Raw genomic sequence first — 23,842 nt, 5'->3', positions numbered from 1 at the left:
TCCGTCACAGATCGGCGAAGCAGGGGTCAGCGCCCGCGGTCGGAATCGCCGCGTCGGTCGTCGAGAAGGCGCCGACCACACCGGTTCCGGTGACCTGCACGCTGTCGGCGTGGATGCCGAGCGGGTAGTTGTCGTTGAGCTTCGCGGTGAGGTCGTCCAGCGCCTGCTGCACCGTGTCGCGATCCAGCGGCCCCTGCAGATCGGTGACCTGCAGGCCCAGATCGCCGTCGGTAACCACGGGTTTGGCGGTGACGACGATGCTGCCCGCCGTCAGCGCGATGGTGCCGGCCGCGGCGTCGGTGCGGACATCGCTGACGAGGTTGCCGATGACGGGAAGATTGGCGGCCACGGTGTCCTTGATGCCGTCGGCCGTCCAGGTCAGCGTCGCGGTCAGCCGGCCGATCGTGCCCTTGGAGTCGGCGGTCTCGTCGAGGCGGACGTCGGTGACCGTGATGTCGGCCTTCATCCCCTCGGCCTCCTGCACGCGGTTGCCGTCGGTGGAGACGTCGATGTTGGTGTAGTGACCGGTGAGGTACTGCCACAGGAACGGCGGGTCGACGCCGTAGGAGACGCTCGCCCCGTCCTCGGTGACGCACTGGGCGACGCTTCGGAGCACCGTGTCCGCGCGGTGGCGCGCGAACAGCTCGGCGCCCAGCAGGCCGGCGACCAGCAACGCCACCGCGCCTACCGCGATGAGCCCGAGCGACTTGCGGTCGCGGGGAAAGCGGCGCTGGCGCTGCGCCGCCGCGGTGGTGTCCGGACGGGCCAGCCGTTCGGTGGCCGGAGTGGGATCGGCCCGCTGGGCGCCGAGCTGTTGCGTGGGCGGCTCCGCCGGAGGTGGACGCCGGATCCGCTGGGTGGGCGGTTCGGGCCGCGCGGGGCGCCCCGGGCGCTGCGGGTCGGGCCGCCGCGGCCGGCCCCGGTCGTCGCGCGGGCCGGGCCGTTGCGGCGGTCTTGTCACGTGCCTGATTCTGCCCCATCGGTGCGGCGGGGGCGGCCGCCGTCGCCGGCGGTCAGTTCAACCGGAGGACAACCGCGTAGCCGTCGTGGTCTCCGGTGAACACGGTCCCCTGGTTGTAGGCGTTGCTCATCGGAACGACACCGACGAACGTCGCGCCGCTCAGGATGAGCCGAAGCGCCAGGATGTTGCGGGCCAGGTTGAACGAGAGGAACCGGTGCGTCAGCTGCCCGGCGTAGATGCCGGGCGTCTCGGTGCTCGCCGCGGCCGTCCAGACGAATCCGCGGCCATCGGGCGCGGTGAGCGAGGCGGGCCCGAACACCCGCGCGTGGTCGTTGGGCAGCACGTAGACGAGGTCGGCGAACGCCTCGTCGTCGCCGGTGGGTCGCTGGCGGTACACCACGCCGTCGACGGCGCCCTGGAACCCGGTGCTGTGGCCCGCCATCGCCGGGAAGCCCGCCGCGGTCATCGCCGTGTTCAGCTTGGTTTCGGACTGCTCGGCCGTGGTGGAGGTCGGATCGAGGATGACGACGTTGACCGGCTCCAGCAGCGTCCTGCCGCCGTAGTCCTGTCCGCCCCAATTCGCTATGCGCCCATCGGATTTCAGCATCCACGCGCCGAGGTCGCCCCACGGTGTGTGCACCGCGTCGGTCGGCGCGGGGACCGCGGTCCCCACGCTCGCATGGGGACCCACGGTGACGGCGGTCACCAGGGTGAAGGTGTTGATGACGGCCAGCTCGACATCGCGGTAGACCAGGCCGACGACCGAGAGCACCAGGTCGGTCGGCAGGACCGGGGCGTCGCCGGCGGCCGGGCCGGCGGGGACACCGACGGCGGACAGCAGTGTTGGGCGGGCCGCCGGGGCGGGCCGGTCCGGCGGCGACCCCGCGGTGGCCGGCGACGCCGCGGTGGCCGGCGACGCCGGGGTGGGCGGCGACCCCGGGGCGGGCGCGGCAGCGAGGTCGACGACGCGGGCGCGCACCGGTCCGTCGGTTGATGCGGGGTTCACGGCGTCGGTGACCCGGTTGTCGGCGGCGTGGGTGCCGCTCGGACCGTCGTCCGAATCGTCGGCGGCCGGCGTTGCGCTCGGGGCGCTGACGCGGCGGCTGCGCGGCGGCCGGAAATCGATGCGCAACGGACGGGAGGTGCTGGACGCGGCCGTCGTCGGAGCTTCGTCGGCGGCCGTCGATTCGGCCCCGTGGCCCGTGGTCTCGCCGGTGCTACCCGCCGTGTCGTGGGTCTGCGCCGTGGTACCGCCCGCATCGCCCGACGCATTCCCCGCCGGATCGTCTGCGCTGGCGGTACCCCCGCCGGCGAGGACCGCCCCGACCCCCAGGGCCACCGTGAGCGCGCCAACGCCGCCGAGGTAGCGGGCGGCCGTCGTCGATCCCCGAGTGGTCGGTCGCGACCAGTTGGTGTGTGCAGCCCTGTGACGTCCCATGAAAACTCCCCACGCTGATACACGGGCGAGCACCACGGGTTCTCAGCTGATTCCCAGGAAGTGTATCCAGCGCAAACCCGAGGTGGCCAGTACGCGGCCGCCGAACACCGCCAATGCGCCCGAAAACCGTCGTCGCGGGGGGATACTCCACACACCCGGTTCCGCCAGCGAAAGGCATGACATGAAGAAGTTCGCAGCAGTACTCGCGATGGCCGCAGGTGCGGCCGTCATCCCGGTCGCGGTTGCGCCGGCGGCGCAGGCCGACGTCTGCGCCGGGGCCGGTGCGCGTCACTTCGCGATCGGTGGCTGCTCCAACGTGGCCGCTGACGAAGCGGCCGTCGCGATCGAGGCGCAGCACATTCCCTATGTGCCGGGCGAGCTCCCCTGCTACACCGTGGAAGGGGTCGCGTACTTCACGCCTCCCGGCCAGCCCTGCTGAACCGGGTTCGGCGGCGCCGCGGTTCGAGCCCGCGCGGAGGGGGCACTCCCTGCCCATGACGATGCCCAGTGATGCTGCCGACGCGGTCGAATCCCAAGGTTCCAACGAAGGTCCTCGCGACCACCAGGACGTCGACACCGACCACGGCGCCTACGTCGACGAGGACAACGTCCCTCATCCCGGAGACGCCAACGAGGTCGGCTGACCACCGAAAGTCCTTGGTAGCAGCCAAACGTCGTCAGGCCCCACCCGAAGGTGGGGCCTGACGACAGCGTGGCAGGTGCAGGATTCGAACCTGCGTAGGCGTAAGCCGACGGATTTACAGTCCGCTCCCATTGGCCGCTCGGGCAACCTGCCGGGTGCGCACCGGCCGGAGGATCACCCCGGGTTTGGTGCGCCTTACAGGGTACAACGAGGATGGTCCCAGCACGAAAACGCCCAGACCACCGGGAGGACGGATTCATGGCGGATTCATCGTTCGACGTCGTGAGCAAGGTCGACCGCCAGGAGGTGGACAACGCGCTCAACCAGGCGGCCAAGGAACTCGCCACGCGGTTCGACTTCCGCGGCACCGACACCACGATCGCCTGGAAGGGCGAGGAGACCATCGAGCTGGTGAGCTCGACCGAGGAACGCGTCAAGGCCGCCGTCGACGTCTTCAAGGAGAAGCTGGTGCGCCGCGACATCAGCATGAAGGCGTTCGACGCCGGGGATCCGCAGCCCAGCGGCAAGACCTACCGCGTCAGCGGCACCATCAAGCAGGGCATCTCCAGCGATCAGGCCAAGAAGATCACCAAGCTCATCCGCGACGAGGGCCCCAAGGGCGTCAAGGCGCAGATCCAGGGCGACGAGATCCGCGTCAGCAGCAAGAAGCGCGACGATCTGCAGGCCGTCATCGCGCTGCTGAAGGGCGCCGACCTCGACGTCGCGCTGCAGTTCGTCAACTACCGCTAGAGGCACCACTTCCACGCACCGCCCTCGCGGACGAACCGCCACTGCACCGGGTCGGCGCCGAACGCGGTGTCGAACTCGCGGTTGACGAAGCGCAACGCGACCGTCGCCTGGGCCCGTGCGCCGTCGACGGACACGGCCTGCACGTCGAATTCGCCGGGCCCGCTGCCGCGTCGGCGCGACAGCCAGGGGTCGAAGGCGTCGTCGAAGTCGAGCCGCTGCGCCGCGCACACCGACGCACCGAAGGCAAGCCAGTCGGAGTCGTCATACGCCTTCTCCATCGCGGCGACGACCGCGCTGATCTGCTGTGCGTCGCTGGTCGCGGCACCCGGGTGGGCGCATCCCGCGGCGAGCGCCACGACGGCGGCGCCGGCGATTCGCGACAGCACGGCGAGCACGGTATCCGACGGCCTATCGTGGTGAGCTGGACCACACTGAGAGGCCATCGTGGAAACGTTCGACGTCATCATCATCGGCGCGGGGCTGTCCGGTATCGGCGCCGCCTACCGCATCACCGAGCGCACTCCGGGGATCAACTACGTGATCCTCGAGCGGCGGGAGCGCATCGGCGGCACCTGGGACCTGTTCCGGTATCCGGGCGTGCGCAGCGACAGCGACATCTTCAGCCTGTCCTTTCCCTACGAGCCGTGGACCCGGCCCGAGACCATCGCCGACGGCGAGGACATCCGCGAGTACGTCACCGAGACCGCCCGCAAGCACGGGATCGACCGGCACATCCGGTTCAACCGCCACGTCCGCTCGGCCGACTGGGACTCGACGACCGACACCTGGACGGTCACCACCGAGGACGGCGAGACGTTCCGCGGCAACTTCGTCTTCTTCGGCACCGGCTACTACAACTACGACGAGCCCTACCACCCCGACTTCCCCGGCATCACCGACTACGAGGACGCCGGCGGCACCGTCATCCATCCGCAGCACTGGCCGCAGGACCTCGACTACCGCGACAAGCGCGTCGTCGTGATCGGCAGCGGCGCCACCGCCATGAGCCTCGTGCCGGCGCTGGCCGAGACCGCGGCGAAGGTCACGCTGCTGCAACGCTCGCCCACCTACGTGGCGGCGCAGCCGCGCGTCCGCCCGCAGGACGTGTGGATCCGGAAGCTGCTGCCGCGCAGGCTCGGTCACCTCATCGTCCGCTGGTACAACGCGCTGTACACCGCGCTGACCGTCCACCTGTCACGCAAGGCGCCGAACCTCATCAAGGCGTGGCTGCGGAAGATGGCCGTCGACGCGCTGCCCGAGGGCTATCCCGTCGACGTGCACTTCAAGCCGCGGTACAACCCGTGGGATCAGCGGATGTGTCTGATCGCCGACGGCGACCTGTGGGAGGCCATCAGCGCCGGCCGCGTCGAGATGGTCACCGACCACATCGACCACATGGACGCCACCGGCATCGCGCTGCGCTCGGGCGACCACGTCGACGCCGACATCATCGTCACCGCAACCGGTCTGCAGCTGCAGGCGCTCGGCGGCGTCGCGGTGAGCATCGACGGGGCGGAGATCAAGCCGCACGACCGGTTCGTGTTCAAGGCGCACCTGCTCGAAGACGTCCCGAACCTCGCGTGGTGCGTCGGCTACACCAACGCGTCGTGGACGCTGCGCGCGGACATGACCGCCCGCAGCGTCGCCCGGCTCATCGCCCACATGCGCGCCCACGGCTACACCCACGCCTACCCGCACCGCGGCGGCGAGGTACTGACCGAGAAGCCGGCCTGGGATCTGCAGTCCGGGTACGTGCTGCGGGCGCTCGACGTACTGCCGAAATCCGGCACGCGGCGGCCGTGGAACGTGCGGCAGAACTTCGTCATCGACGCGCTCGACCACCGCTTCGACCGGATCGAGGAGTCGATGGTGTTCGGCACCGCCGGGGTGAACCGGACGCCGCTGAGCGCCTGACCTCCGTACGGCGGCAAGCACCGCGTTGCCCGAACCGGCAGTGAACAACCGGGGTCGGCCCATACCCTGATCGCCATGGCACCTGCGCAACGCGAACCGAACGTCGTCGTCCTCGGCGGCGGATCCTGGGGAACGACGGTGGCGTCGATCTGCGCCCGCCGCGCCCCGACGATCCAGTGGCTGCGCTCGCCGGAAACCGCCGAGGACATCAACCGCAACCACCGCAACACCCGCTACCTCGGCGACGACGTCGAGCTCAGCGAAAACCTGCGCGCCACCACCGATTTCGCCGAGGCGGCCCATGCCGCCGACGTCGTCGTCATGGGCGTGCCGTCCCACGGCTTTCGCGGCGTCCTCGAGCAGCTGGCGTCAGAGCTGCGGCCGTGGGTGCCGGTGGTCTCGCTGGTGAAGGGCCTGGAGCAGGGCACCAACATGCGGATGAGCCAGATCGTCGACGAGGTGCTGCCCGGCCACCCGGCCGGCATCCTCGCCGGGCCGAACATCGCCCGCGAGGTCGCCGACGGCTACGCGGCCGCCGCGGTGCTGGCGATGCCCGATCCGCACCTCGCGGCACGGCTGGCGGAGTTGTTCCGCACCAAGCGGTTTCGCACCTACACCACCGACGACGTGGTGGGCGTCGAGATGGCGGGGGCGCTGAAGAACGTCTACGCGATCGCCGTCGGCATGGGGTATTCACTGGGCATCGGCGAGAACACCCGCGCCATGGTGATCGCCCGCGCCGTGCGGGAGATGGCCAAGCTCGGCGAGGCGATGGGCGGCCACCGCGACACCTTCGCCGGGCTGGCGGGAATGGGCGACCTGATCGTCACCTGCACCAGCCAGCGCAGCCGCAACCGCCATGTCGGCGAACAACTGGGCGCCGGCAAGCCGATCGAGGAGATCATCGCCGCGATGAACCAGGTGGCGGAGGGCGTCAAGGCGTCGAGCGTGGTGATGAAGTTCGCCGACCAGTACGGGCTCAACATGCCGATCGCCCGCGAGGTCGACGGGGTGATCAACCACGGCTCGACGGTCGAGCAGGCCTATCGCGGGCTCGCCGCCGAGAAGCCCGGCCACGAGGTGCACGGCAGCGGCTTCTAGTTCCGGAACGGGTTGGTGCCCTCGGACCGGTCGAGCAGCGGCGGGCCCGCCTCGCCGAGGAGGTAGCTGCCGCCCGGTGTGATGACGAAGCCGGTCTGGTCGAACGTGTTGAGGCACACGAGCGACGTGCCGTCGCTGCCGCAGTTGACGTTGCGGAAGCCCAGCCGGGTGTTCGCCGGCAGCGGCTTGACCGGCCCGGCGAACGCGAACGGCGAACCGGCGGCGGTCGCGAACCCCGGCGGCCCGGCCTGGGACCCGCTGACGACGTTCGCGTTGTCCGGCGCGCCGGGCAGCGCGCCGCTGCAGCCGTAGGCGCCGTTGTGCCGGTCGAGGATGCAGGTGATGCCGCCCGGTCCGGCGAACCCGCTCCAGGCGCCGTCGAGCACCGAGTACTCCGCGGGCGAAAGCGGGGGCAGGGCCAGCACGTCGAACGGCGGGGGCGGCGGTGGCGGCTCGGCGCCGGCAGGGGCCGCCACGCCCACGGCGGCCGCCACGGCCGCCAACGCGATCGAGGCTTTGCTCAGCACGCACACACCCTAGGCGAGGGCACGAGGAGCCGCAGCGGTACGCCGCTCCCCGGCCGCGCAGATGTGCGACGTCGCAGGGCTGACTTCTAGAAGCGGTCGCCGTAGGCCATCCGCTCGAGCCGCGCGATGCGGTCGGCGATCGGCGGATGGGTCGCGAACAGCGCACCGATGCGCTCGCCCGACCGGAACGGGTTGGCGATCATCAGGTGCGACTGGCTGGCCAGCTGCGGCTCGGGCGGCAACGGCGCGGCCTCCACCCCGCCGGCGATCTTGCGCAGCGCCGACGCGAGCGCGAGCGGATCACCGGTCAGCTCGGCGCCGGACTGATCGGCCTGGTACTCGCGCGACCGCGACACCGCCAGCCGGACGACGGTCGCCGCGACGGGCCCGAGCAGCGACACCAGCAGCAGCGCAAACGGATTGGCGCCGCCTTCGCGGTTGCCGCCGAACCAGCTCATGATCATCGCCAGGTTCGCCAGCCCGGAGATGACGCCCGCCAGCGCGCCGGCGATGCAGGAGATCAGGATGTCGCGGTTGTAGACGTGCGACAGCTCGTGGCCGAGCACGGCCCGCAGCTCCCGCTCATTGAGGATCGCCAGGATGCCGGTGGTGCAGCACACCGCCGCGTTGCGGGGATTGCGCCCGGTGGCAAACGCGTTCGGGGCGGCGGTGTCGCTGATGTAGAGCCGGGGCATCGGCTGGCGGGCGGCGGTGGCGAGCTCGCGCACGATCTTGAACATCACCGGCTCCTGCAGCTCGGTGACCGGCTGGGCGTGCATCGCCCGCAGCGCCAGCGTGTCGCTGTTGAAGTACACGTAGATGTTCATGCCGACGGCGAACAGGACGGCGAGCAGCAGGATGGAGGGGTTGTTGAACAACGACCCGAAGAACACGATGAGGGCGGACATCCCGCCCAGCAGCAGCACCGTCTTGAGCCCGTTGGCGTATCCGTGCGAATGCATCAGCGTCCTCCTACTTCCAGTAGGTCAACGAGTCGGCCGGGGCTGCGGGTTCCGACAGGGTTCCGGCGACGCTACCCGTGCCGGTTGACGGTGTAGTCGACCAGCGACGCCAGCGCCGTGCGGCCCGGCCCCGCGGGCAGCTTGTCGAGCACCTCGCGGGCCTCCGCCGCGTAGTTGCGCAGCGTGTCCTTGGCCTGCGCGATGCCGGTGGACGCGCGCAGCAGCCGGATGGCCTCGGCGACCTGTGCGTCATCGGTGACCGGACCGCGCAGCAACGCCCGCAGCCGGTCGGCGTCCGGCCCGGGTTCGCGCAGCGCGTACAGCACCGGCAGGGTGTGGACGCCCTCGCGCAGGTCGGTGCCCGGCAACTTGCCGGACTCGTCGGGATCGCTGTCGATGTCGATGATGTCGTCGGAGATCTGGAAGACGGTGCCGACGATGCCGCCGAGCCGGCTGAGCCGCTCGATCTGGTCGGCGTCGGCGCCGGAAAACGTCGCCCCGAAGCGGCCGGACGCGGCGATCAGGCAGGCCGTCTTCTCGTACACCACCTTGAGGTAGTGGTCGATGTCGTCGGCCCCGGCGCTGGGGCCCTGCGTCTCGCGCATCTGCCCGGTCACCAGTTGCGCGAACGTCTCGGCGATGATGCGCACCGCGTCCGGCCCGAGCCGCGAGACCAGCCGCGACGCCGTCGCGAACAGATAGTCACCCGCCAGGATCGCGATGTTGTTGCTCCACCGCGCGTTGGCGCTCGGGGCGCCGCGGCGCACCTGCGCCTCGTCCATCACATCGTCGTGGTAAAGCGTCGCCAGGTGCACCATCTCGATGACGGCGCCGGCGACCGTGACCTGCCAGGCATCCGGCTCCGGACCGAGCTGCGCCGACAGCACGGTGAACAGCGGCCGGAACCGCTTGCCGCCGGCTTGGAAGAGATGGTTGACGGCCTCGCTCATCAGCGCGTCGGCCCGACCGAGCTCCTCGCTCATGAGAGCCTCGATGCGGGCCACCCCGTCGCGGACCTTCGCCGCGAAGACGGGATCGCCGAAGTCGACGCCCGCCACCACGTTCGCCGGTGTCCGCATTGGACCAACATACTGTGAGCCATGCGAACCTCGGCCGATGTGGTGGTGGTCGGCGCCGGGCCCGCGGGGTCGGCCGCGGCGGCCTGGGCGGCCCGGGCCGGACGCGACGTCCTGGTGATCGACGGCGCGCACTTCCCCCGCGACAAGGCCTGCGGCGACGGGCTGACCCCGCGGGCGGTGCTGGAGCTGCAGCGACTGGGCCTGGAGAACTGGCTCGACGAACACATCAGCCACCGCGGGCTGAAGATGAGCGGCTACGGCGCCGAGGTGCTGGTCGACTGGCCCGGGCCGTCGTTCCCGACCCACGGCTCGGCGGTGCCCCGCACCGAGCTCGACGACCGGATCCGCGCCGTCGCCGAGGCGTCCGGCGCGGCGATGCGGCTCGGCGACAAGGTCATCGACGTGTCGATTTCGACGACGGGCACGGTGTCGGAGCTGACGCTCGGCGACGGTTCCCGCGTGCGCTGCGGGGCGCTCATCGTCGCCGACGGCGCCCGCTCCCCCGTCGGGCGCCTGCTCGGCCGCAAGTGGCATCAGCAGACCGTCTACGGCGTGGCCGCCCGCGGCTACCTCAAGACCCCGAACGCCGACGACCCGTGGCTGACCTCGCACCTGGAGCTCCGCTCGGCCGACGGCGCGCTGCTGCCCGGCTACGGCTGGGTGTTCCCGCTGGGCAACGGCGAGGTCAACATCGGCGTGGGCGCGCTGTCGACGTCCAAACGCCCCGCCGACGTGCCGCTGCGCCGGCTCATCGACACCTACACCGACCTCCGGCGCGACGAGTGGTCGTTCGACGGCCCCCCGCGGGCGGTTTCCTCGGCGCTGCTGCCGATGGGTGGCGCCGTCTCGGGCGTCGCGGGCGCGAATTGGATGCTGATCGGCGACGCCGCCGCCTGCGTCAACCCGCTCAACGGCGAAGGCATCGACTACGGCCTGGAAACCGGCCGGCTGGCCGCGGAGCTGCTGGACACCGGCTCGTTCGAGACCGCGTGGCCGGCGGTGCTGCAGCAGCACTACGGGCGGGGTTTCTCGATCGCCCGCCGGCTGGCCTGGCTGCTCACCGTGCCCTGGTTCCTGCCCGCCACCGGCCCGCTGGCGATGCGCTCGTCGGTGCTGATGGGCATCGCGGTGCGGATGATGGGCAACCTGGTGACCGACGAGGACGTCGACTGGGTGGCGAAGGCCTGGCGGCGCGCGGGCGCGGCGTCGCGGGCGATCGACCGTCGTCCGCCGTTTTCCTGACCGCCGGTGTAACGCGGCGGCAACGCCCGGCGACATACACCGCGTCGGGGGCGGCGCGAAGAAGCAGCGCCCGTGGCGCAGCAGGCAGTGCGCCGTCCACCCCGAGAACAACACACACCAGACCCGCACTCCGGTGCGGGCACTTTCTGCGAAGGATGGCGAGGACGTATGACGTTCGTTGCTAGCTGGGCGCGCCGGTCACTGGCCGCCCTCGCCGCGGCGCTACTGCTGCCGGGCCTGATCGCCGTGGTCGGCGGTTCGGCCACCGCTGCCGCGTACTCACGACCGGGACTGCCGGTCGAAACGCTGATGGTGCCGTCGGCGGCCATGGGACGCGACATTCCCGTCCGCTTCCAGGGCGGCGGCCCGCACGCGGTGTACCTGCTCGACGGGCTGCGGGCCCGCGACGACAACAACGGCTGGGACATCGAGACCGCTGCGTTCGAGACGTTCTACCAGTCGGGCGTCTCGGTCGTCATGCCCGTCGGCGGCATGTCGAGCTTCTACACCAACTGGCAGGCCCCGGCCGTCGGCAACGGCCAGACCTACAACTACCAGTGGGAGACGTTCCTGACCTCGGAGCTCCCGGCCTACCTGTCGGCCAACAAGGGGATCTCGCCGAGCAGCAACGCCGTCGTCGGGCTGTCGATGTCGGGCAGTGCCGCGCTGATCCTGGCCACCTACCACCCGAACCAGTTCCGCTTCGCCGCGTCGCTGTCGGGGTTCCTGAACCTCTCCGACGGCATCTGGCCGACGCTGGTGGGCTTCGCGATGCGGGACGCCGGCGGCTTCGACGCCACCGCCATGTGGGGTCCGGGCGGCGGGCCGGCGTGGAAGCGCAACGACCCGACCGTGAACGTCGGTCAGCTGGTCGCCAACGGCACCCGCATCTGGGTGTACTGCGGCACCGGCCGTCCGGGTGACCTCGGTGGCGGCGGCGACCTGCCCGGTCAGCTGCTCGAGGGCATCACGCTCGACAGCAACAAGAACTTCCAGGCCAAGTACCTGGCCGCCGGCGGCCGCAACGGGACGTTCAACTTCCCGCCGAACGGCACGCACGGCTGGGGCTACTGGGGTTCGCAGCTCAACGCGATGAAGGGTGACATCGTCCGCACCGTGGGCGCCTGACCCGACGAACGAGAAACCGGGTGTCCGCTACGGCGGGCACCCGGTTTTCGTCGTCTCAAGCAAGCCAGTCCTCGGGTGCCGGGACGACAGTCGCCTGGTCGACGAGGTCGCCTTCACCGGCCTCGAACCCGCGGACGGATTCCGCGTCCAGGCCGGTGTCGTCGGGGGCGACCGTCCGCTGCTGGTCGAGCAGATCGGCCTCGGGCGTGGCGTCCGGGAAAGCGTTCACGGTCGACGTCCTTTCTCTCGGTGTCCCGCGGTCAGTTCTGCGTTATGGCGTTCCAATCCGGCGTTGGCGGCGAGCAGTGCGTCGTTGCGGTCCTGCAGGTCGATGATCCGGTGCACACCGGCGAGGTTGACCCCTTCGGCGACCAGCGCCGCGATCCGTTGTAGCCGGGCCAGATCGTCGTCGCTGTACCGCCGGGTACCGCCGTCGGTGCGGGACGGCGTCAGCAGGCCGCGCCGCTCGTAGAGGCGCAGCGTCTGCACCGCGATACCCGACAGCTCCGCGGCGACGGAGATGCTGTAGACACCGCGCCCAGAATCTCCGAAGTTGTTGTCCCCCACCGTATCCCTTGCCTGTCGTTCGCTCCTGTGCTATAAAACCTACAACACACAACATAGATTATCTCTGAGCGGTTCAGGAGGTGGCCTGATGTTGATGCGCATCGATCCCGCCCGCGGGCTGACGCCGCAAGCCGGCGGCACCGTGGCGCGGCCGGGCACCCTGCCGATGGACGCCTGGCGCGAGGATGACCGGTTCGTCGTCGAGTTCGATGCACCCGGCGTACCCGCGGAGTCGCTGCACGTGGAAGTCGAGCGCGACGTACTCACGGTGCGCGCCGAGCGACCGGCCCGCCCGAACCGGGACCTGACCGCCGCCGAGCGGCCGTACGGGGTCTTCACCCGCCAGCTGCTGCTCGACGACACGCTCGACAGCGACCGCATCCAGGCCGACTACACCGACGGCGTACTACGGATCACCATTCCCGTCGCCGCGCGGGCGAAGCCGCGTCGCATCGACGTGACGAGTGCCGTCGAGGAACCGGCACCCGTCACCGCCTGAGACGGTGGCCGGGGCGTCGACCGTCGCGGAGTTCACACCGAGGCGCCGGCAACGTGGAGGCCGAGCGAAACGCCTCACCCGACGGCCGATCCCGGCCCGCGACCTGCCACCGCCATACCGGTGGTGGCGCTGTCACAGCGATTCGTCAGGAGGTGGTGCCCTTATCGGTACAGATCACGCGATGAACCGGCATGCCAATTCGCCGGGTGATTGCGCGACGAGCGCGCACACCTCAGCCGCTTACTGCGGCGTCGCTCCGGCAGCCCGTCATCGCTGACGCCGCGGCGGCCCGCTGCCCGCGGGCGGCGGGCCGCCCGGCACTTTCTCCACCGGGATCTCGACCGGGATGTTGCTCATGACCGATCCCTATGCCGTGCTCGGAGTCTCGCGGACCGCCAGCGCCGCCGAGATCACCCGGGCCTATCGCCGCAAGCTGCGCGACTACCATCCCGACACCCGCCGCGGGGACGCCGACGACCGGCTGCAGGAGGTGCTGGCGGCGTACGCGGCCCTGCGCCGCACGCGATCCGACGCGCCGCCCTCGACCGCCGTGCGCATCCCGGTGCGCCACGGTCGGCGCTGAGGTTCAGGGTTTGACGGCTGCGTGCAACGCGACGATGCCACCGGTGAGGTTCCGCCAGCGAACCTGTGCCCAACCGGCGTCCTGGATCTGCCGTGACAGCGCCGCCTGGTCCGGCCAGGCGCGGATCGACTCCGCCAGATACACGTAGGCGTCCGGGTTCGACGACACCGCCCGCGCCACCCGCGGCAGCGCCTGCATCAGGTACTCCTTGTACACGGTGCCGAACCACGGGTTCGTCGGTGTCGAGAACTCGCAGACCACCAGCCGGCCACCGGGTTTCGTCACGCGCGCCATCTCCCGCAGCCCGGCCGGATGATCGACGACATTGCGCAGCCCGAAGCTGATGGTGACCGCGTCGAAGACCTCGTCGGCGAACGGCAGCCGGGTGGCGTCGCCGGCCACCTTCGGCACGGCGCGCCGCCGGCCCGCGCTCAACATGCCGACCGAGAAGTCGGCCGCCACACACCACGCCCCGGAGCGGGCCAGCTCCTCGGTGGACACCGCCGTGCCCGCCGCCAGGTCGAGCACCCGGTCGCCGGGCTGCAGCCGCAGCGCCGACCGGGTGGCCCGCCGCCAGCCGCGGTCCTGCCCCAGCGACAGCACGGTGTTGGTGAGGTCGTAGCGGCGCGCCACGCCGTCGAACATCGACGCAACTTCGTGCGGATCCTTGTCCAGCGACGCGCGGCTCACCCCGACGACGCTACCGACGACGAGCAGCGGATCAAGACCGGGGAGGAATGGCGGCCCGTCGCCGAGCCGGCGCAGGGCTGATCCAGGCCTCGACGGGCGTGGCGGTGACGGCCGCATAGTGGCCGAGCAGCTCGTCGCAGACGGCCGGCCAGCTGCGGCCGAGCACGCTGCGCCGGGCCGCCGTCGAGTAGCGCTCCCGCTCGGCGAGCAGGTGGTCGACCGCGACGGAGAGCTGACCGGCGAACTCTTCGACGCCGAGCATCAGCCCGGTGTGCATCGGCGTCACCAGATCGCGCGGCCCGCCCGCGTTGGGCGCGATGACCGGCACGCCCGACGCCATGGCCTCCTGCACCGTCTGGCAGAAGGTCTCGTGTTCGCCGGCGTGCACGAACACGTCCATGCCGGCGTACGCGGCGGCGAGCTCGCGGCCGTAGAGCGGGCCGGTGAACACCGCTGACGGCAGCGTCCGCTCGAGCTCGCGGCGGGCGACACCGTCACCGACGATCACCAGCTGCAGGTCGTCCCGCGCGGCCAGCGGGGCGAGGCGCTCGACGTGCTTCTCGGGTGCCAGCCTGCCGACGAAGCCGACGATCGGCTTGCCCGCCGGGGACCACTGCAGGCGCAGCCGTTCGTCGCGGGCCGACGGCACGAACCCGGTGAGGTCGACACCTCGCGCCCAGCGGTGGACCCGCGGCACCCGGTGTGCGGCCAGCGCGTCGATCGCGGCGGTCGACGGCGCCAGCGTGCGGTCGGCGCGGCTGTGCAGGTGGCGCAGCCACGCCCAGGCGGCGCGGCCGGCGGGGGCGAGCCCGTAACTGGTCGCGAAGCCCGCGATGTCGGTCTGGAACACCGCGACCGTCGGCACGCCGAGCCGGCGGGCGGCGAGCAGGCCGCCGTAGCCCAGCAGCGCCGGAGACGCCAGGTGCACGACGTCGGGCGCGAAATCGCGCAACACACCGGAAAGCCGTGGGCCGGGAACCCCCAGCGGCAGCGACGTCACGCCGGGGAACATCCGCGACGGCACCCGGTGCACGTCGACGCCGTCATGGCGCCGCGGCGCCGCGGGCTCGCCGCGTGGGGTGTCCGGGGCGACGACGAGCGCCTGGTGCCCGGTGCGCTGCAGGTGCTCGAGCACCCGCAGCACCGAGTTGGTGACGCCGTTGACGTTGGGGAGGAAGGACTCGGCGACGATGGCAACGCGCACGCGGTCGAGCGTGGCAGCGGCGGGGAACGCGGACGTGACCGTCGGGCGGACACGACGCGAACATCAGGCGAGTCGCCGCTCCAGCAGCGACAAGCCGGCCAGCAGCCCGGCCGCGACGACCCAGCCGACCAGCAGGATCGACCCGGCGGGGATGATCGCCAGCTTGGCGTTGCGGTGCTGCACCCGCACCAGGTCGGGGTTGTTCACGTCGTATTCGACGTAGATCCGCATACCGTCGGCCAGCTCCGAGGGATAGAGCACACCGAGCTCGGGCCGGTAGGTGACGCGATCGGGGGTGACGAACTCGATGGTCGAGCGGCGGGGGCCCGCCGACAGCACCTCGGCCTGCGCGACGCCCATGTGCCGCTCGATCTGCCGGTCGTTCCGCCACGCGCCCGCGACCAGCAGGATCGACTGCAGCAGCACGATGACCGCCAACACCAGCACCGTGATGCGCGCGTACCGCAGCAACCGGCCGCGCAGCGTGGTCGGCGGGACGAGGCCGCGGCCGAACGCCAGCGCGCGCAGCGTCGCTCTCAGATCGCCGCCTTGATCGACGCGTGGAGGCGGCGCAGCGTCGAACGGTCGGCCTTCACCTCCAGCACCCGCATGCCGCGCGCCGGCTCGCCGAGCGCGGCGGGCAGGTCGGCGAGCTCCACCTGCGTGGTGTCGACGTGGTAGGCCCGGCACAGCGCACCGACGTCGACGTCGTGCGGGGTGCCGAAGATGCGCGACGAGACGTCGGAGAACCGCGGGTCGCCCTGCTCGAGCAGCTCGAAGATGCCGCCGCCGTTGTCGTTGGACACCACGATCGTCAGGTCGTCGGGCGCCGGCTCGGTGGGGCCGATCAGCAGTCCGGAGGCGTCGTGGACGAACGTCAGGTCGCCGATCAGCGCGACCGTGCGGCCCGGATGGGCGAGCGCCGCGCCGATGGTCGTCGACACCGTGCCGTCGATGCCCGCAACCCCGCGGTTCGATCGGACCACGACGCCCGTAGTGCGCAGACCGACGAGCGCGGCGTCGCGCACCGGGTTCGACGCGCCGAGCACCAGCTGGTCGCCGGGCCGCAACGCGTCGGTGACCGCGGCCGCGACGTGCAGGCCGGTGGTGAGCGCATGGCCGGCGAGCTGCTCGCGGACGGCCGCCTCGGCGCGCCGGTTGACGTCCGCGCAGCGCTGCAGCCAGCCGGCGGCCGGTTCGCCGGAGAGCACCGCGCGGGTGCCGGTGGCCTGCGAGTTGCCGGACACGTCGGGCCAGCGCGGCCCGGTGGTGAGCGCGTAGACCGGTATCGCCGAGTCGGCGAGCAACGCCGACACCGACCGGTGCAGCGTCGGCCGGCCGACCATGATGACCTGCTGTGGCCGCAGCAGCGGCAGCGCCAGCGGGTGCAGCGGGTTGGCGGCGTGCGGGGCGGTGGGCTCGGCGACCGTCGGCAGGTGCGCGAGGTTCTCGTGCACGCCGGCGCCGTGGCCCGCGATGACCACGGTGTCGCGCGTGACGTCGATGTCCAGGGGCTGGTCGAACGTCACCGGCGGGGTGACCGTCCATGGGCGGCCGCCCGGCCGGCCCGGCGGGACGTCGTCGAGGCGGGCGTCGGCGTCGGGCACCAGCGGTTCGCGCATCGGGATGTCGAAGTGCACGGGTCCGGCGTTGGCGGTGCGGGCGCCCGTCGCGGCCACCAGTACGCGGCAGGTGGCCGAGCGCCACTGCGCGTTCTGCTCGGCGTAGCTGTCGCCGGAGTCGGCGGCCATGCCGAGGCTGATGGCGGCCCGCAGCTGGGTGCCGAAGTAGCCGAACTGCTCCATCGTCTGGTTCGCGCCGGTCCCGAGCATCTCGTAGGGCCGGTTCGCCGACAGCACGATCAGCGGTACGCGGGCGTAGTTGGCCTCGACGACGGCGGGCCCGAGGTTGGCGACCGCGGTGCCCGACGTCATCACCACCGGCACCGGTGCGCCGCCGGCCAGCGCCAGGCCGATGGCCAGGAAGCCGGCCCCGCGCTCGTCGATCCGCACGTGCAGCCGCAGCCGGCCGGCGGCGTCGGCGTCCCGCAGCGCGAACGCCAGCGGGGCGTTGCGCGAGCCGGGGCACAGCACGACGTCGCGGACACCGCCGCGGACGAGCTCGTCGACCACCACCCGCGCCTGCGCGGTCGAGGGATTGGTCATGACTACAGCGTGGCACACCCGTCGAAAGCGCTGGTCAGGACGCGAGGAACTGCAGTGCCGCGGCGTTCACCTGCTGCGGCCGCTCCAAGAAGCCGAGGTGGCCGGCGTCGGCGATCTCGGCGTACCGGGCGCCGGGGACGGCGTCGGCGACCTCCTTGCCGAGATACGCCGGCAGCGCGACGTCGTCGGCGAACCCGATGACGAGGACCTTCGCGCGGATCGCGGCGTAGGCGGGTAGCCGGTTGCCCACGGGGGCGATGTCGTACTGGCGCCGCAGCCCGGGGGTCGGTTTCGTCGGCCACATCGTGAACATGTCGATCCAGTCGCGGACCGCGGAGTCGTCGTTCAGCGTGCGGGGCGAGAAGCTCTCCAGCAGGCGGATCTTCGCGTCGTAGGCCGGCGGCAGCGTCACGCCCGCCGCGTGCAGCTCCTGCTCCGCGGCGCGGAAGAACGTCCGGGTGCGGTCGTGGCGGCCGCGGGTGGCCATGAGCACCGCATGGGTGACGAGCTCGGGGCGGGCCAGCATGAGCTCCTGGGCGATGAACGAGCCCATCGACACCCCGACGACGCGGACCGGCCCGGCGCCGAGCCGCTCGATCAGCTCGGCGGTGTCGGCGACCATCTGCTCGGTGGTGAACCCGTCGGCGTTCTCGGTGGCCCCGACGCCGCGGTTGTCGAAGGTGATGGCCCGGAAGCCGGCGGCGACGAACGCCGGCACCTGGTGCAGATGCCAGGTGCGGCCGGTGCCGCCGCGACCGGAGATGAACAGCACCGGCGGCCCGGAGCCGCTGTCGTCGTAGGCCAGCACCACGCCGACGACGGTACCGAGGGCTTTCGACGCGCGCTGTCGTCCCGGGCGTCACAGCCGCCGCAGTGGCTGGTGTGGCGGAAGTGGTGTGCGGTGCTGGGTCGTCCGCCGGTCATGGCGGACTGTTCGAATACAGCAGGGCGTAGCAGGCGGTGACGCGTTCGATCCACCACTGCCGACGATGCGGCGGAACGGCCAGCGCGGCGAGCCGCGCCGGATCGGGGACGACGGGCCCGACGGCGAGCTCGCCGTTGACCGGAAGCCGTTGCGGCGCAACGTCGTCGACGAACAGCCCGCCGGTACCGAGGCCGCAGGCGTGGTCGAGCCGCGGCAGGGCGGCCGCCGCGGCGAGCCCGGCGGCCATGCCGATCGCCGAATCGAGCGCGCTGGACACCACCACCGGCACGTCGATCGCGGCGGCGATCGCCAGGAGCGCCGAGACACCGCCCAGCGGCGCGACCTTCAGCACCGCGATGTCGGCGGCGCCCGCGCGGACCACGCGCAGCGGGTCGTCGGCCTTGCGGATGCTCTCGTCGGCAGCGATCGGGACGTCGACGGACCGGCGCACCTCGGCCAGCTCCTCGACACGCGCGCAGGGCTGCTCGACGTATTCGAGCGGCCCGTCAGCGGTCAGCGCGGCGATCGCCCGTCGCGCCTCGGCCACCGTCCACCCGCCGTTGGCGTCGACCCGCACCGTCGGCAGCTCGGCGCGGACCGCGTTCACCCGGGCCACGTCGTCGGCCAGCGACTGACCGGCCTCGGCGACCTTGACCTTGGCGGTGCTCGCCCCCGGGAAGCGCGCCAGCACCTCAGCGACCTGCGCCGCGGGCACCGCCGGCACCGTGGCGTTCACCGGGATGGTCGATCGGAGCGGCGCGGGCGCCGGCCGGTAGGCGGCCTCGATGCCCGACGCCAACCACGCCGCGGCCTCCGGCGGCGGGTACTCGGGAAACGCGCCGAACTCGCCCCAGCCGGCGGGGCCCTCGAACACGGCCACCTCGCGGCTGGTCAGCCCGCGGAACCGCACCCGCATCGGCAGCGCGACGACGTGGAGCCCGTCGAGCAGGTCGGCCAACGTGGGCGGTGCGCCATCCATGGCGACCAGTGTGGGCCGTCGACCCCGTCGGATATCACTCACGTCGCGTGGTCGCCACCTAAACTGCACGAAAACGACGGCAAGGTGGGGACGTGGGTCGGTTGCTGGCCATCGGCGCGGCGGTGTGCGCCGCCGTGGCGGTGACCGGGTGCGTCTCCACCGTCGAGGGCTCGGCGGTCGCGGGCACCGAGCTGTCGCGGCCCACCCCGCTGGTGCCGGTGACCGGCGCCACGCCCGTCGCGCCCGCTCCCCCACCGCAGACCGCCGCCGCACCGAACGTCGAGGAACCGGCGCTCGACGGGCTGCTGGTGCCGCTCGACGACGTCCGGAACCTGCTGGACGCACCCGAGCTGGCCGTCGAGCAGAGCTACACCGCGATGCCGCCGAGCACCGTCGGCTACGACCCGCCGACCTGCGTCAGCGCCGCCTACAACGTGGTCGAGGCCGCCTACCGGGACAGCGGTTTCGTCGCCGTGCGCGGGGTCGCCCTGCAGGAACCCGCCGGCGTGCAGGTCACCCACAACGTCGACCAGGGTGTCGTCACCTTCCCCGACGCCGCGGCGGCGGCCGGCTTCGTCGCCCGCAGCGTCGACGGCTGGCGGCAGTGTGCCACCTTGCCGTTCACCGCCACCCGGCCCGAGGTGGTCGAACGGTGGACCTTCGGCGACGTCGGCGAGGGCGGCGGCATCTTCACCGTCAGCAAGTCGGTCGAGGGCGGCGAAGGGTGGCGCTGCGGGCGGGCGATGACGTCGAAGGCCAACGTCGTCGTCGACGTCTCGGCGTGCGGCTTCGGCATCACCGATCAGGCCGCCGCGATCGCGACCCGCATCCGCGACAAGATCCCCGGGTAGCCTCTCGCCGGACTGGAACACGTTCTAGTCTGAGCCGCATGCGTGACGAACTGCTTCGCCATCCCGTCCACTCCGGCCATCTGCTCGCCGGCGCGCTGAAGCGCCACCGGGACAAGCCGCTGCTGGTTCTCGGCGACACCACGCTGACCGGCGGACAGCTAGCCGACCGCATCAGCCAGTACATTCAGGCGTTCGAAGCGGTGGGGGCAGGGACCGGCGCGGCCGTCGGGCTGCTGTCGCTCAACCGGCCCGAGGTGCTGATGATCGTCGGCGCCGGGCAGACGCAGGGCTACCGCCGCACGGCACTACACCCTCTCGGCTCACTGGACGACCACGCCTATGTGCTGTCCGACGCCGGGGTGACGTCGCTGATCATCGATCCGCAGCCGATGTTCGTGCAGCGGGCGCTCGGACTGCTGGAGAAGGTCGACTCGCTGAAGCAGATCCTGACGATCGGGCCGGTACCGCCGGAGCTCGCCGAGTCCGGCGCGGCGGTGGTGGACCTCAACGCCGAGGCCGCCAAGTACGACGCCCGCCCGCTGGTGGCCGCGGACCTGCCGCCCGACCACGTCGGCGGCCTCACCTACACCGGCGGGACGACGGGCAAGCCCAAGGGCGTCATCATGACGGTGCAGGCCACCACCACCATGACGACCATCCAGCTCGCCGAATGGGAATGGCCCGAACAGCCCCGGTTCCTGATGATCACGCCGCTGTCGCACGCCGGTGCGGCGTACTTCCTGCCGACCGCGATCAAGGGCGGCGAGATGCACGTGCTGCCGCGCTTCGATCCGGGCGAGGTGCTGCGGGTGATCGAGGAAAAGAAGATCACCGCGACGTTCCTGGTGCCGTCGATGCTGTATGCGCTGCTGGATCACCCCGATTCCCACACCCGCGACCTGTCGTCGCTGGAGACGGTGTACTACGGCGCGTCCGCGATCAACCCGGTGCGGCTGGCGGAGGCCATCCGCCGGTTCGGGAAGATCTTCGCGCAGAACTACGGCCAGTCCGAGGCCCCGATGGCCATCTCCTATCTCGGTAAGAACGACCACGACGAGAAGCGGCTGTCGAGCTGCGGGCGGCCGACGCTGTTCGCGCGGACCGCGCTGCTCGACGCCGACGGCAACCCGGTGCCGCAGGGCGAGGCCGGCGAGATCTGTGTGTCGGGGCCGCTGCTGGCGGGCGGCTACTGGAACAAGCCGGAGGAGACCGCCAAGACGTTCAAAGATGGCTGGCTGCGCACCGGCGACATGGCTCGCGAGGACGAAGACGGCTACTGGTTCATCGTCGACCGCGTCAAGGACATGATCGTCACCGGCGGGTTCAACGTGTTCCCCCGCGAGGTCGAGGACGTCGTCGCCGAGCACCCGGCCGTCGCGCAGGTGTGTGTGGTCGGGACGCCGGACGACAAGTGGGGCGAGGCCGTCACCGCCGTGGTGGTGCTGCGCTCCGACGCCGAGCGCTCCGCGGACGCCGTCGCCCGCATGACCGCCGAGATCCAGGCGAGTGTCAAGGAGCGCAAGGGTTCGGTGCATGCGCCGAAGCAGGTGGTCGTCGCCGATTCGCTGCCGCTGACCGGGCTGGGCAAGCCCGACAAGAAGGCGGTGCGGGCGACGTTCTGGGAGGGCGCCGCCCGCTCGGTGGGGTAGAGATCCGCCGCCGAAATTGAATTCCCGGCACTGTTTCGCGTCCGAGAACGACCGGGAATGCGGTTTCGCGGGAGAATGCGGCGGTGATTGAACGCATCCGGCCGCCGTGGTGGCTCAAGTACGTCAACAAGGTGATGATCGCCCTGAACCGGCTCGGTGTGGGCGGCGAGAGCGGACCCGCGGTGCTCGTGGTGCCCGGGCGCAAGACGGGCAAGCCGCGGTCGACGCCGATCACCCCGTTCAACGTCGACGGCCGGCGCTACGTGGTCGCCGGGCTCCCCGGCTCGGATTGGTCGGCCAACGCCCGCGCCGCCGGCGAGGCCGAGCTGCGGACCGGCCGTCGCGTCGAGCGGGTCCGGATGACCGAGCTGCCGCCCGACGAGGCGCGGCCGCTGTTGCGTCGGTTCCCCGAGCTGGTGCCGACCGGCGTCGGCTTCGTCAAGAACGCCGGACTGGTCACCGGACCCAACCCCGACGAATTCGAAGCGCTGGCCGGGCGCCTGGCGGTCTTCCGGTTCGACCCCGTGGGCGCGTGACGCTGTGAGCGACCCGTTCGACCCCGAGATCTGGCAGACCGTCCCCGGCTTCGAGGACCTGACCGACATCACCTACCACCGGCACGTCACGGACGGCACCGTGCGGGTGGCGTTCAACCGGCCCGAGGTGCGCAACGCGTTTCGGCCGCACACCGTCGACGAGCTTTACCGCACCCTCGATCACGCCCGCATGTCCCCCGACGTCGGCGTCGTCCTGCTCACCGGAAACGGCCCGAGCCCCAAGGACGGCGGCTGGGCGTTCTGCTCCGGCGGCGATCAGCGCATCCGGGGCCGCACCGGCTACCAGTACGCGAGCGGCGACACCGCCGACACCGTCGACGCCGCACGCGCCGGCCGGCTGCACATCCTCGAGGTGCAGCGGCTGATCCGGTTCATGCCTACGGTCGTCATCTGCCTGGTGAACGGCTGGGCGGCCGGCGGCGGGCACAGCCTGCACGTGGTGTGCGACCTGACGCTCGCCAGCCGGGAGCACGCCCGCTTCAAGCAGACCGACGCCGACGTCGGCAGCTTCGACGGTGGCTACGGCAGCGCCTACCTGGCGCGGCAGGTCGGGCAGAAATTCGCCCGCGAGATCTTCTTCCTCGGCCGCACCTACACCGCCGAGCAGATGCACCACATGGGTGCGGTCAACGAAGTGGTCGACCACGCCGACCTGGAGACCGTCGCGGTGCAGTGGGCCGCGGAGATCAACGGCAAGTCCCCGCAGGCCCAGCGGATGCTGAAGTTCGCGTTCAACCTGCTCGACGACGGGCTTGTGGGCCAGCAGCTGTTCGCCGGCGAGGCGACGCGGCTGGCGTACATGACCGACGAGGCCGTCGAGGGCCGCGACGCGTTCCTGGAGAAGCGGGACCCCGACTGGAGCCGGTTCCCCCGCTACTTCTAAAGCGATGCGGATCAGCCGAGTGGCGGGCGGAAGCGGGTCTGCCCGTGCGGTGACTTGCTGAAGGCGAGCACCTTGTCGGCGACGACCTGGAAGACATGACAGACCCGGCCGTCGAACTCGAACAGGCTGCCGGTGACCTCGATCAGCGGATCGCGACCATATTTCTCGACGAATCCGGCGACGACGTCGCGCATCGCGGCGGGCTCGGTGAGCTGCTTCGCCGATCCTTCGACGACGACGTCGAGGCCGCTGCGCCAGGTGCTCACGCCCGTCGTGACCGCCACGGCCGGATCGTGGGCGATGTTGCACACCTTCTGGTCATCCCACTGCGAAATGAAGCGGAAGGTGTCGGTGCGCCACAGGCCCAGGATGGGCGTCACATGGGGCCGGCCGTCTTCGCGCACCGTCGACAGCCAGTACATCTCGGCGGTCCGCAGCACCTCATCGACGTGCGGCCACGGCACCGGTTCGGTGAAGTAGCTCGTCCGTCGATCCACCCGGCCTTTTGCATTCATGCTGTGCGCGACAGTACGCGGCCGTCGTGG

General features: G+C 71.4%; 28 protein-coding genes and 1 tRNA gene. 13 read left to right on the top strand and 16 right to left on the bottom strand.

Annotation, left to right across the window (positions count from 1 at the left end; translation table 11 throughout):
- Window positions 1–4 precede the first annotated feature (4 nt).
- Both LV457_RS08860 and LV457_RS08855 read right to left on the bottom strand, forming a co-directional pair.
- Complete coding sequence (locus LV457_RS08860; protein WP_232170391.1) at window positions 5–961, bottom strand: DUF2993 domain-containing protein; 957 nt, start codon at window positions 959–961, stop codon at window positions 5–7.
- A 52-nt stretch (window positions 962–1,013) separates the two neighbouring features.
- Complete coding sequence (locus LV457_RS08855) at window positions 1,014–2,399, bottom strand: hypothetical protein (protein WP_232170390.1); 1,386 nt, start codon at window positions 2,397–2,399, stop codon at window positions 1,014–1,016.
- A gap of 181 nt (window positions 2,400–2,580) precedes the next feature.
- Here LV457_RS08855 and LV457_RS08850 point away from each other — a divergent pair, with 181 nt between their 5' ends.
- Together LV457_RS08850 and LV457_RS08845 are read left to right on the top strand one after the other, a co-directional pair.
- On the top strand, window positions 2,581–2,838 hold the full coding sequence (locus LV457_RS08850; RefSeq protein ID WP_232170389.1) for a hypothetical protein: 258 nt from the start codon (window positions 2,581–2,583) through the stop codon (window positions 2,836–2,838).
- Between the two features lie 55 nt (window positions 2,839–2,893).
- A complete protein-coding gene (locus tag LV457_RS08845; RefSeq protein ID WP_232170388.1) occupies window positions 2,894–3,043 on the top strand; it encodes a hypothetical protein in 150 nt (49 codons plus the stop codon).
- A gap of 69 nt (window positions 3,044–3,112) precedes the next feature.
- Here LV457_RS08845 and LV457_RS08840 read toward each other — a convergent pair.
- Window positions 3,113–3,195, bottom strand: a tRNA-Tyr gene (locus tag LV457_RS08840).
- A gap of 105 nt (window positions 3,196–3,300) precedes the next feature.
- Between LV457_RS08840 and LV457_RS08835 the strand changes: the two genes are divergently transcribed.
- On the top strand, window positions 3,301–3,792 hold the full coding sequence (locus tag LV457_RS08835; RefSeq protein ID WP_232170387.1) for a YajQ family cyclic di-GMP-binding protein: 492 nt from the start codon (window positions 3,301–3,303) through the stop codon (window positions 3,790–3,792).
- On the opposite strand, the gene LV457_RS08830 is transcribed toward LV457_RS08835, so the two are convergent.
- Complete coding sequence (locus LV457_RS08830; RefSeq protein ID WP_232170386.1) at window positions 3,789–4,178, bottom strand: hypothetical protein; 390 nt, start codon at window positions 4,176–4,178, stop codon at window positions 3,789–3,791. The genes LV457_RS08835 and LV457_RS08830 overlap by 4 nt on opposite strands.
- 58 nt (window positions 4,179–4,236) lie before the next feature.
- Here LV457_RS08830 and LV457_RS08825 point away from each other — a divergent pair, with 58 nt between their 5' ends.
- Together LV457_RS08825 and LV457_RS08820 are read left to right on the top strand one after the other, a co-directional pair.
- Window positions 4,237–5,706, top strand: a complete 1,470-nt coding sequence (locus tag LV457_RS08825; RefSeq protein ID WP_232170385.1) for an NAD(P)/FAD-dependent oxidoreductase — start codon at window positions 4,237–4,239, stop codon at window positions 5,704–5,706.
- A 75-nt stretch (window positions 5,707–5,781) separates the two neighbouring features.
- Entirely contained in the window at window positions 5,782–6,807 is a 1,026-nt protein-coding gene (locus tag LV457_RS08820; RefSeq protein WP_232170384.1) for an NAD(P)H-dependent glycerol-3-phosphate dehydrogenase, read from the top strand.
- Here the strand turns inward: LV457_RS08820 and LV457_RS08815 are convergent.
- The 3 genes from LV457_RS08815 to grcC1 form a co-directional block, all read right to left on the bottom strand.
- On the bottom strand, window positions 6,804–7,334 hold the full coding sequence (locus LV457_RS08815) for a hypothetical protein (RefSeq protein WP_232170383.1): 531 nt from the start codon (window positions 7,332–7,334) through the stop codon (window positions 6,804–6,806). The two genes, LV457_RS08820 and LV457_RS08815, sit on opposite strands and share 4 nt — an antisense overlap.
- An 86-nt stretch (window positions 7,335–7,420) precedes the next feature.
- On the bottom strand, window positions 7,421–8,296 hold the full coding sequence (htpX, locus tag LV457_RS08810) for a zinc metalloprotease HtpX (RefSeq protein WP_232170382.1): 876 nt from the start codon (window positions 8,294–8,296) through the stop codon (window positions 7,421–7,423).
- A 71-nt stretch (window positions 8,297–8,367) separates the two neighbouring features.
- The gene (gene grcC1 / locus LV457_RS08805) at window positions 8,368–9,375 is read right to left on the bottom strand and encodes a nonaprenyl/(2E,6E)-farnesyl/geranylgeranyl diphosphat synthase (RefSeq protein WP_232170381.1); all 1,008 of its coding nucleotides are present in this window, start codon (window positions 9,373–9,375) and stop codon (window positions 8,368–8,370) included.
- 21 nt (window positions 9,376–9,396) lie between these two features.
- On the opposite strand from grcC1, the gene menJ reads away from it, so the two are divergent.
- Together menJ and LV457_RS08795 are read left to right on the top strand one after the other, a co-directional pair.
- The gene (menJ, locus tag LV457_RS08800; protein ID WP_232170380.1) at window positions 9,397–10,617 is read left to right on the top strand and encodes a menaquinone reductase; all 1,221 of its coding nucleotides are present in this window, start codon (window positions 9,397–9,399) and stop codon (window positions 10,615–10,617) included.
- Window positions 10,618–10,785: 168 nt separating this feature from the next.
- Window positions 10,786–11,745 carry an alpha/beta hydrolase family protein gene (locus tag LV457_RS08795; protein ID WP_232170379.1) on the top strand — a complete coding sequence of 320 codons (960 nt, stop codon included), beginning with the start codon at window positions 10,786–10,788 and terminating at the stop codon, window positions 11,743–11,745.
- Between the two features lie 55 nt (window positions 11,746–11,800).
- Here LV457_RS08795 and LV457_RS08790 read toward each other — a convergent pair whose 3' ends face one another.
- Together LV457_RS08790 and LV457_RS08785 are read right to left on the bottom strand one after the other, a co-directional pair.
- On the bottom strand, window positions 11,801–11,974 hold the full coding sequence (locus LV457_RS08790; RefSeq protein WP_232170378.1) for a hypothetical protein: 174 nt from the start codon (window positions 11,972–11,974) through the stop codon (window positions 11,801–11,803).
- Window positions 11,971–12,312, bottom strand: coding sequence for a helix-turn-helix transcriptional regulator (locus LV457_RS08785; protein ID WP_232170377.1), 342 nt, complete (start codon window positions 12,310–12,312; stop codon window positions 11,971–11,973). The genes LV457_RS08790 and LV457_RS08785 overlap by 4 nt, the downstream gene beginning before the upstream one ends.
- Before the next feature lie 88 nt (window positions 12,313–12,400).
- Between LV457_RS08785 and LV457_RS08780 the strand changes: the two genes are divergently transcribed.
- Both LV457_RS08780 and LV457_RS08775 read left to right on the top strand, forming a co-directional pair.
- Window positions 12,401–12,811: an Hsp20/alpha crystallin family protein gene (locus LV457_RS08780; protein ID WP_232170376.1), complete on the top strand. Its 411-nt coding sequence runs from the start codon at window positions 12,401–12,403 to the stop codon at window positions 12,809–12,811.
- 355 nt (window positions 12,812–13,166) lie between these two features.
- A complete protein-coding gene (locus LV457_RS08775) occupies window positions 13,167–13,394 on the top strand; it encodes a J domain-containing protein (protein WP_232170375.1) in 228 nt (75 codons plus the stop codon).
- 3 nt (window positions 13,395–13,397) lie between these two features.
- Here LV457_RS08775 and LV457_RS08770 read toward each other — a convergent pair whose 3' ends face one another.
- The 6 genes from LV457_RS08770 to LV457_RS08745 form a co-directional block, all read right to left on the bottom strand.
- Window positions 13,398–14,084 (bottom strand): demethylmenaquinone methyltransferase, encoded by a 687-nt coding sequence (locus tag LV457_RS08770; RefSeq protein ID WP_232170374.1) that lies wholly within the window; start codon window positions 14,082–14,084, stop codon window positions 13,398–13,400.
- Window positions 14,085–14,115: 31 nt separating this feature from the next.
- Window positions 14,116–15,288: a glycosyltransferase family 1 protein gene (locus LV457_RS08765; RefSeq protein ID WP_232170373.1), complete on the bottom strand. Its 1,173-nt coding sequence runs from the start codon at window positions 15,286–15,288 to the stop codon at window positions 14,116–14,118.
- A gap of 63 nt (window positions 15,289–15,351) precedes the next feature.
- Window positions 15,352–15,816 (bottom strand): DUF3592 domain-containing protein, encoded by a 465-nt coding sequence (locus LV457_RS08760; protein ID WP_374198775.1) that lies wholly within the window; start codon window positions 15,814–15,816, stop codon window positions 15,352–15,354.
- 8 nt (window positions 15,817–15,824) lie between these two features.
- The gene (gene menD, locus LV457_RS08755) at window positions 15,825–17,453 is read right to left on the bottom strand and encodes a 2-succinyl-5-enolpyruvyl-6-hydroxy-3-cyclohexene-1-carboxylic-acid synthase (protein ID WP_232170372.1); all 1,629 of its coding nucleotides are present in this window, start codon (window positions 17,451–17,453) and stop codon (window positions 15,825–15,827) included.
- A 34-nt stretch (window positions 17,454–17,487) separates the two neighbouring features.
- The gene (locus LV457_RS08750; protein ID WP_232170371.1) at window positions 17,488–18,264 is read right to left on the bottom strand and encodes an alpha/beta fold hydrolase; all 777 of its coding nucleotides are present in this window, start codon (window positions 18,262–18,264) and stop codon (window positions 17,488–17,490) included.
- Window positions 18,265–18,373: 109 nt separating this feature from the next.
- Window positions 18,374–19,357 carry an o-succinylbenzoate synthase gene (locus LV457_RS08745; protein ID WP_232170370.1) on the bottom strand — a complete coding sequence of 328 codons (984 nt, stop codon included), beginning with the start codon at window positions 19,355–19,357 and terminating at the stop codon, window positions 18,374–18,376.
- A 92-nt stretch (window positions 19,358–19,449) separates the two neighbouring features.
- On the opposite strand from LV457_RS08745, the gene LV457_RS08740 reads away from it, so the two are divergent.
- From LV457_RS08740 to LV457_RS08725, 4 genes are all read left to right on the top strand, one after another.
- The gene (locus tag LV457_RS08740) at window positions 19,450–20,208 is read left to right on the top strand and encodes a sensor domain-containing protein (protein WP_232170369.1); all 759 of its coding nucleotides are present in this window, start codon (window positions 19,450–19,452) and stop codon (window positions 20,206–20,208) included.
- Window positions 20,209–20,246: 38 nt separating this feature from the next.
- The gene (gene fadD8 / locus LV457_RS08735; protein ID WP_232170368.1) at window positions 20,247–21,857 is read left to right on the top strand and encodes a fatty-acid--CoA ligase FadD8; all 1,611 of its coding nucleotides are present in this window, start codon (window positions 20,247–20,249) and stop codon (window positions 21,855–21,857) included.
- Between the two features lie 134 nt (window positions 21,858–21,991).
- Complete coding sequence (locus tag LV457_RS08730; RefSeq protein ID WP_232170464.1) at window positions 21,992–22,393, top strand: nitroreductase family deazaflavin-dependent oxidoreductase; 402 nt, start codon at window positions 21,992–21,994, stop codon at window positions 22,391–22,393.
- A gap of 4 nt (window positions 22,394–22,397) precedes the next feature.
- Window positions 22,398–23,297, top strand: a complete 900-nt coding sequence (locus tag LV457_RS08725) for a 1,4-dihydroxy-2-naphthoyl-CoA synthase (RefSeq protein ID WP_232170367.1) — start codon at window positions 22,398–22,400, stop codon at window positions 23,295–23,297.
- Window positions 23,298–23,308: 11 nt separating this feature from the next.
- Here the strand turns inward: LV457_RS08725 and LV457_RS08720 are convergent, their stop codons facing one another.
- Window positions 23,309–23,812, bottom strand: a complete 504-nt coding sequence (locus LV457_RS08720) for a pyridoxamine 5'-phosphate oxidase family protein (RefSeq protein WP_232170366.1) — start codon at window positions 23,810–23,812, stop codon at window positions 23,309–23,311.
- Window positions 23,813–23,842 lie beyond the last annotated feature (30 nt).

Origin of the sequence: Mycobacterium sp. MYCO198283 (assembly GCF_021213805.1) — a bacterium.
Lineage (GTDB): Bacteria > Actinomycetota > Actinomycetes > Mycobacteriales > Mycobacteriaceae > Mycobacterium.
The sequence above is the reverse complement of the archived record's forward strand: the minus strand, read 5'-3'. Positions and strand labels throughout refer to the sequence as shown.

What these genes read in the sequence shown, in the direction of transcription:
- LV457_RS08855 (WP_232170390.1), bottom strand. Translation starts at nt 2,399, where the DNA reads ATGGGACGTCACAGGGCTGCACACACCAACTGGTCGCGACCGACCACT.
- LV457_RS08850 (WP_232170389.1), top strand. Translation starts at nt 2,581, where the DNA reads ATGAAGAAGTTCGCAGCAGTACTCGCGATGGCCGCAGGTGCGGCCGTC.
- LV457_RS08845 (WP_232170388.1), top strand. Translation starts at nt 2,894, where the DNA reads ATGACGATGCCCAGTGATGCTGCCGACGCGGTCGAATCCCAAGGTTCC.
- LV457_RS08835 (WP_232170387.1), top strand. Translation starts at nt 3,301, where the DNA reads ATGGCGGATTCATCGTTCGACGTCGTGAGCAAGGTCGACCGCCAGGAG.
- LV457_RS08820 (WP_232170384.1), top strand. Translation starts at nt 5,782, where the DNA reads ATGGCACCTGCGCAACGCGAACCGAACGTCGTCGTCCTCGGCGGCGGA.
- htpX (WP_232170382.1), bottom strand. Translation starts at nt 8,296, where the DNA reads ATGCATTCGCACGGATACGCCAACGGGCTCAAGACGGTGCTGCTGCTG.
- grcC1 (WP_232170381.1), bottom strand. Translation starts at nt 9,375, where the DNA reads ATGCGGACACCGGCGAACGTGGTGGCGGGCGTCGACTTCGGCGATCCC.
- menJ (WP_232170380.1), top strand. Translation starts at nt 9,397, where the DNA reads ATGCGAACCTCGGCCGATGTGGTGGTGGTCGGCGCCGGGCCCGCGGGG.
- LV457_RS08795 (WP_232170379.1), top strand. Translation starts at nt 10,786, where the DNA reads ATGACGTTCGTTGCTAGCTGGGCGCGCCGGTCACTGGCCGCCCTCGCC.
- LV457_RS08780 (WP_232170376.1), top strand. Translation starts at nt 12,401, where the DNA reads ATGTTGATGCGCATCGATCCCGCCCGCGGGCTGACGCCGCAAGCCGGC.
- LV457_RS08775 (WP_232170375.1), top strand. Translation starts at nt 13,167, where the DNA reads ATGACCGATCCCTATGCCGTGCTCGGAGTCTCGCGGACCGCCAGCGCC.
- menD (WP_232170372.1), bottom strand. Translation starts at nt 17,453, where the DNA reads ATGACCAATCCCTCGACCGCGCAGGCGCGGGTGGTGGTCGACGAGCTC.
- LV457_RS08745 (WP_232170370.1), bottom strand. Translation starts at nt 19,357, where the DNA reads ATGGATGGCGCACCGCCCACGTTGGCCGACCTGCTCGACGGGCTCCAC.
- fadD8 (WP_232170368.1), top strand. Translation starts at nt 20,247, where the DNA reads ATGCGTGACGAACTGCTTCGCCATCCCGTCCACTCCGGCCATCTGCTC.
- LV457_RS08730 (WP_232170464.1), top strand. Translation starts at nt 21,992, where the DNA reads ATGATCGCCCTGAACCGGCTCGGTGTGGGCGGCGAGAGCGGACCCGCG.
- LV457_RS08720 (WP_232170366.1), bottom strand. Translation starts at nt 23,812, where the DNA reads ATGAATGCAAAAGGCCGGGTGGATCGACGGACGAGCTACTTCACCGAA.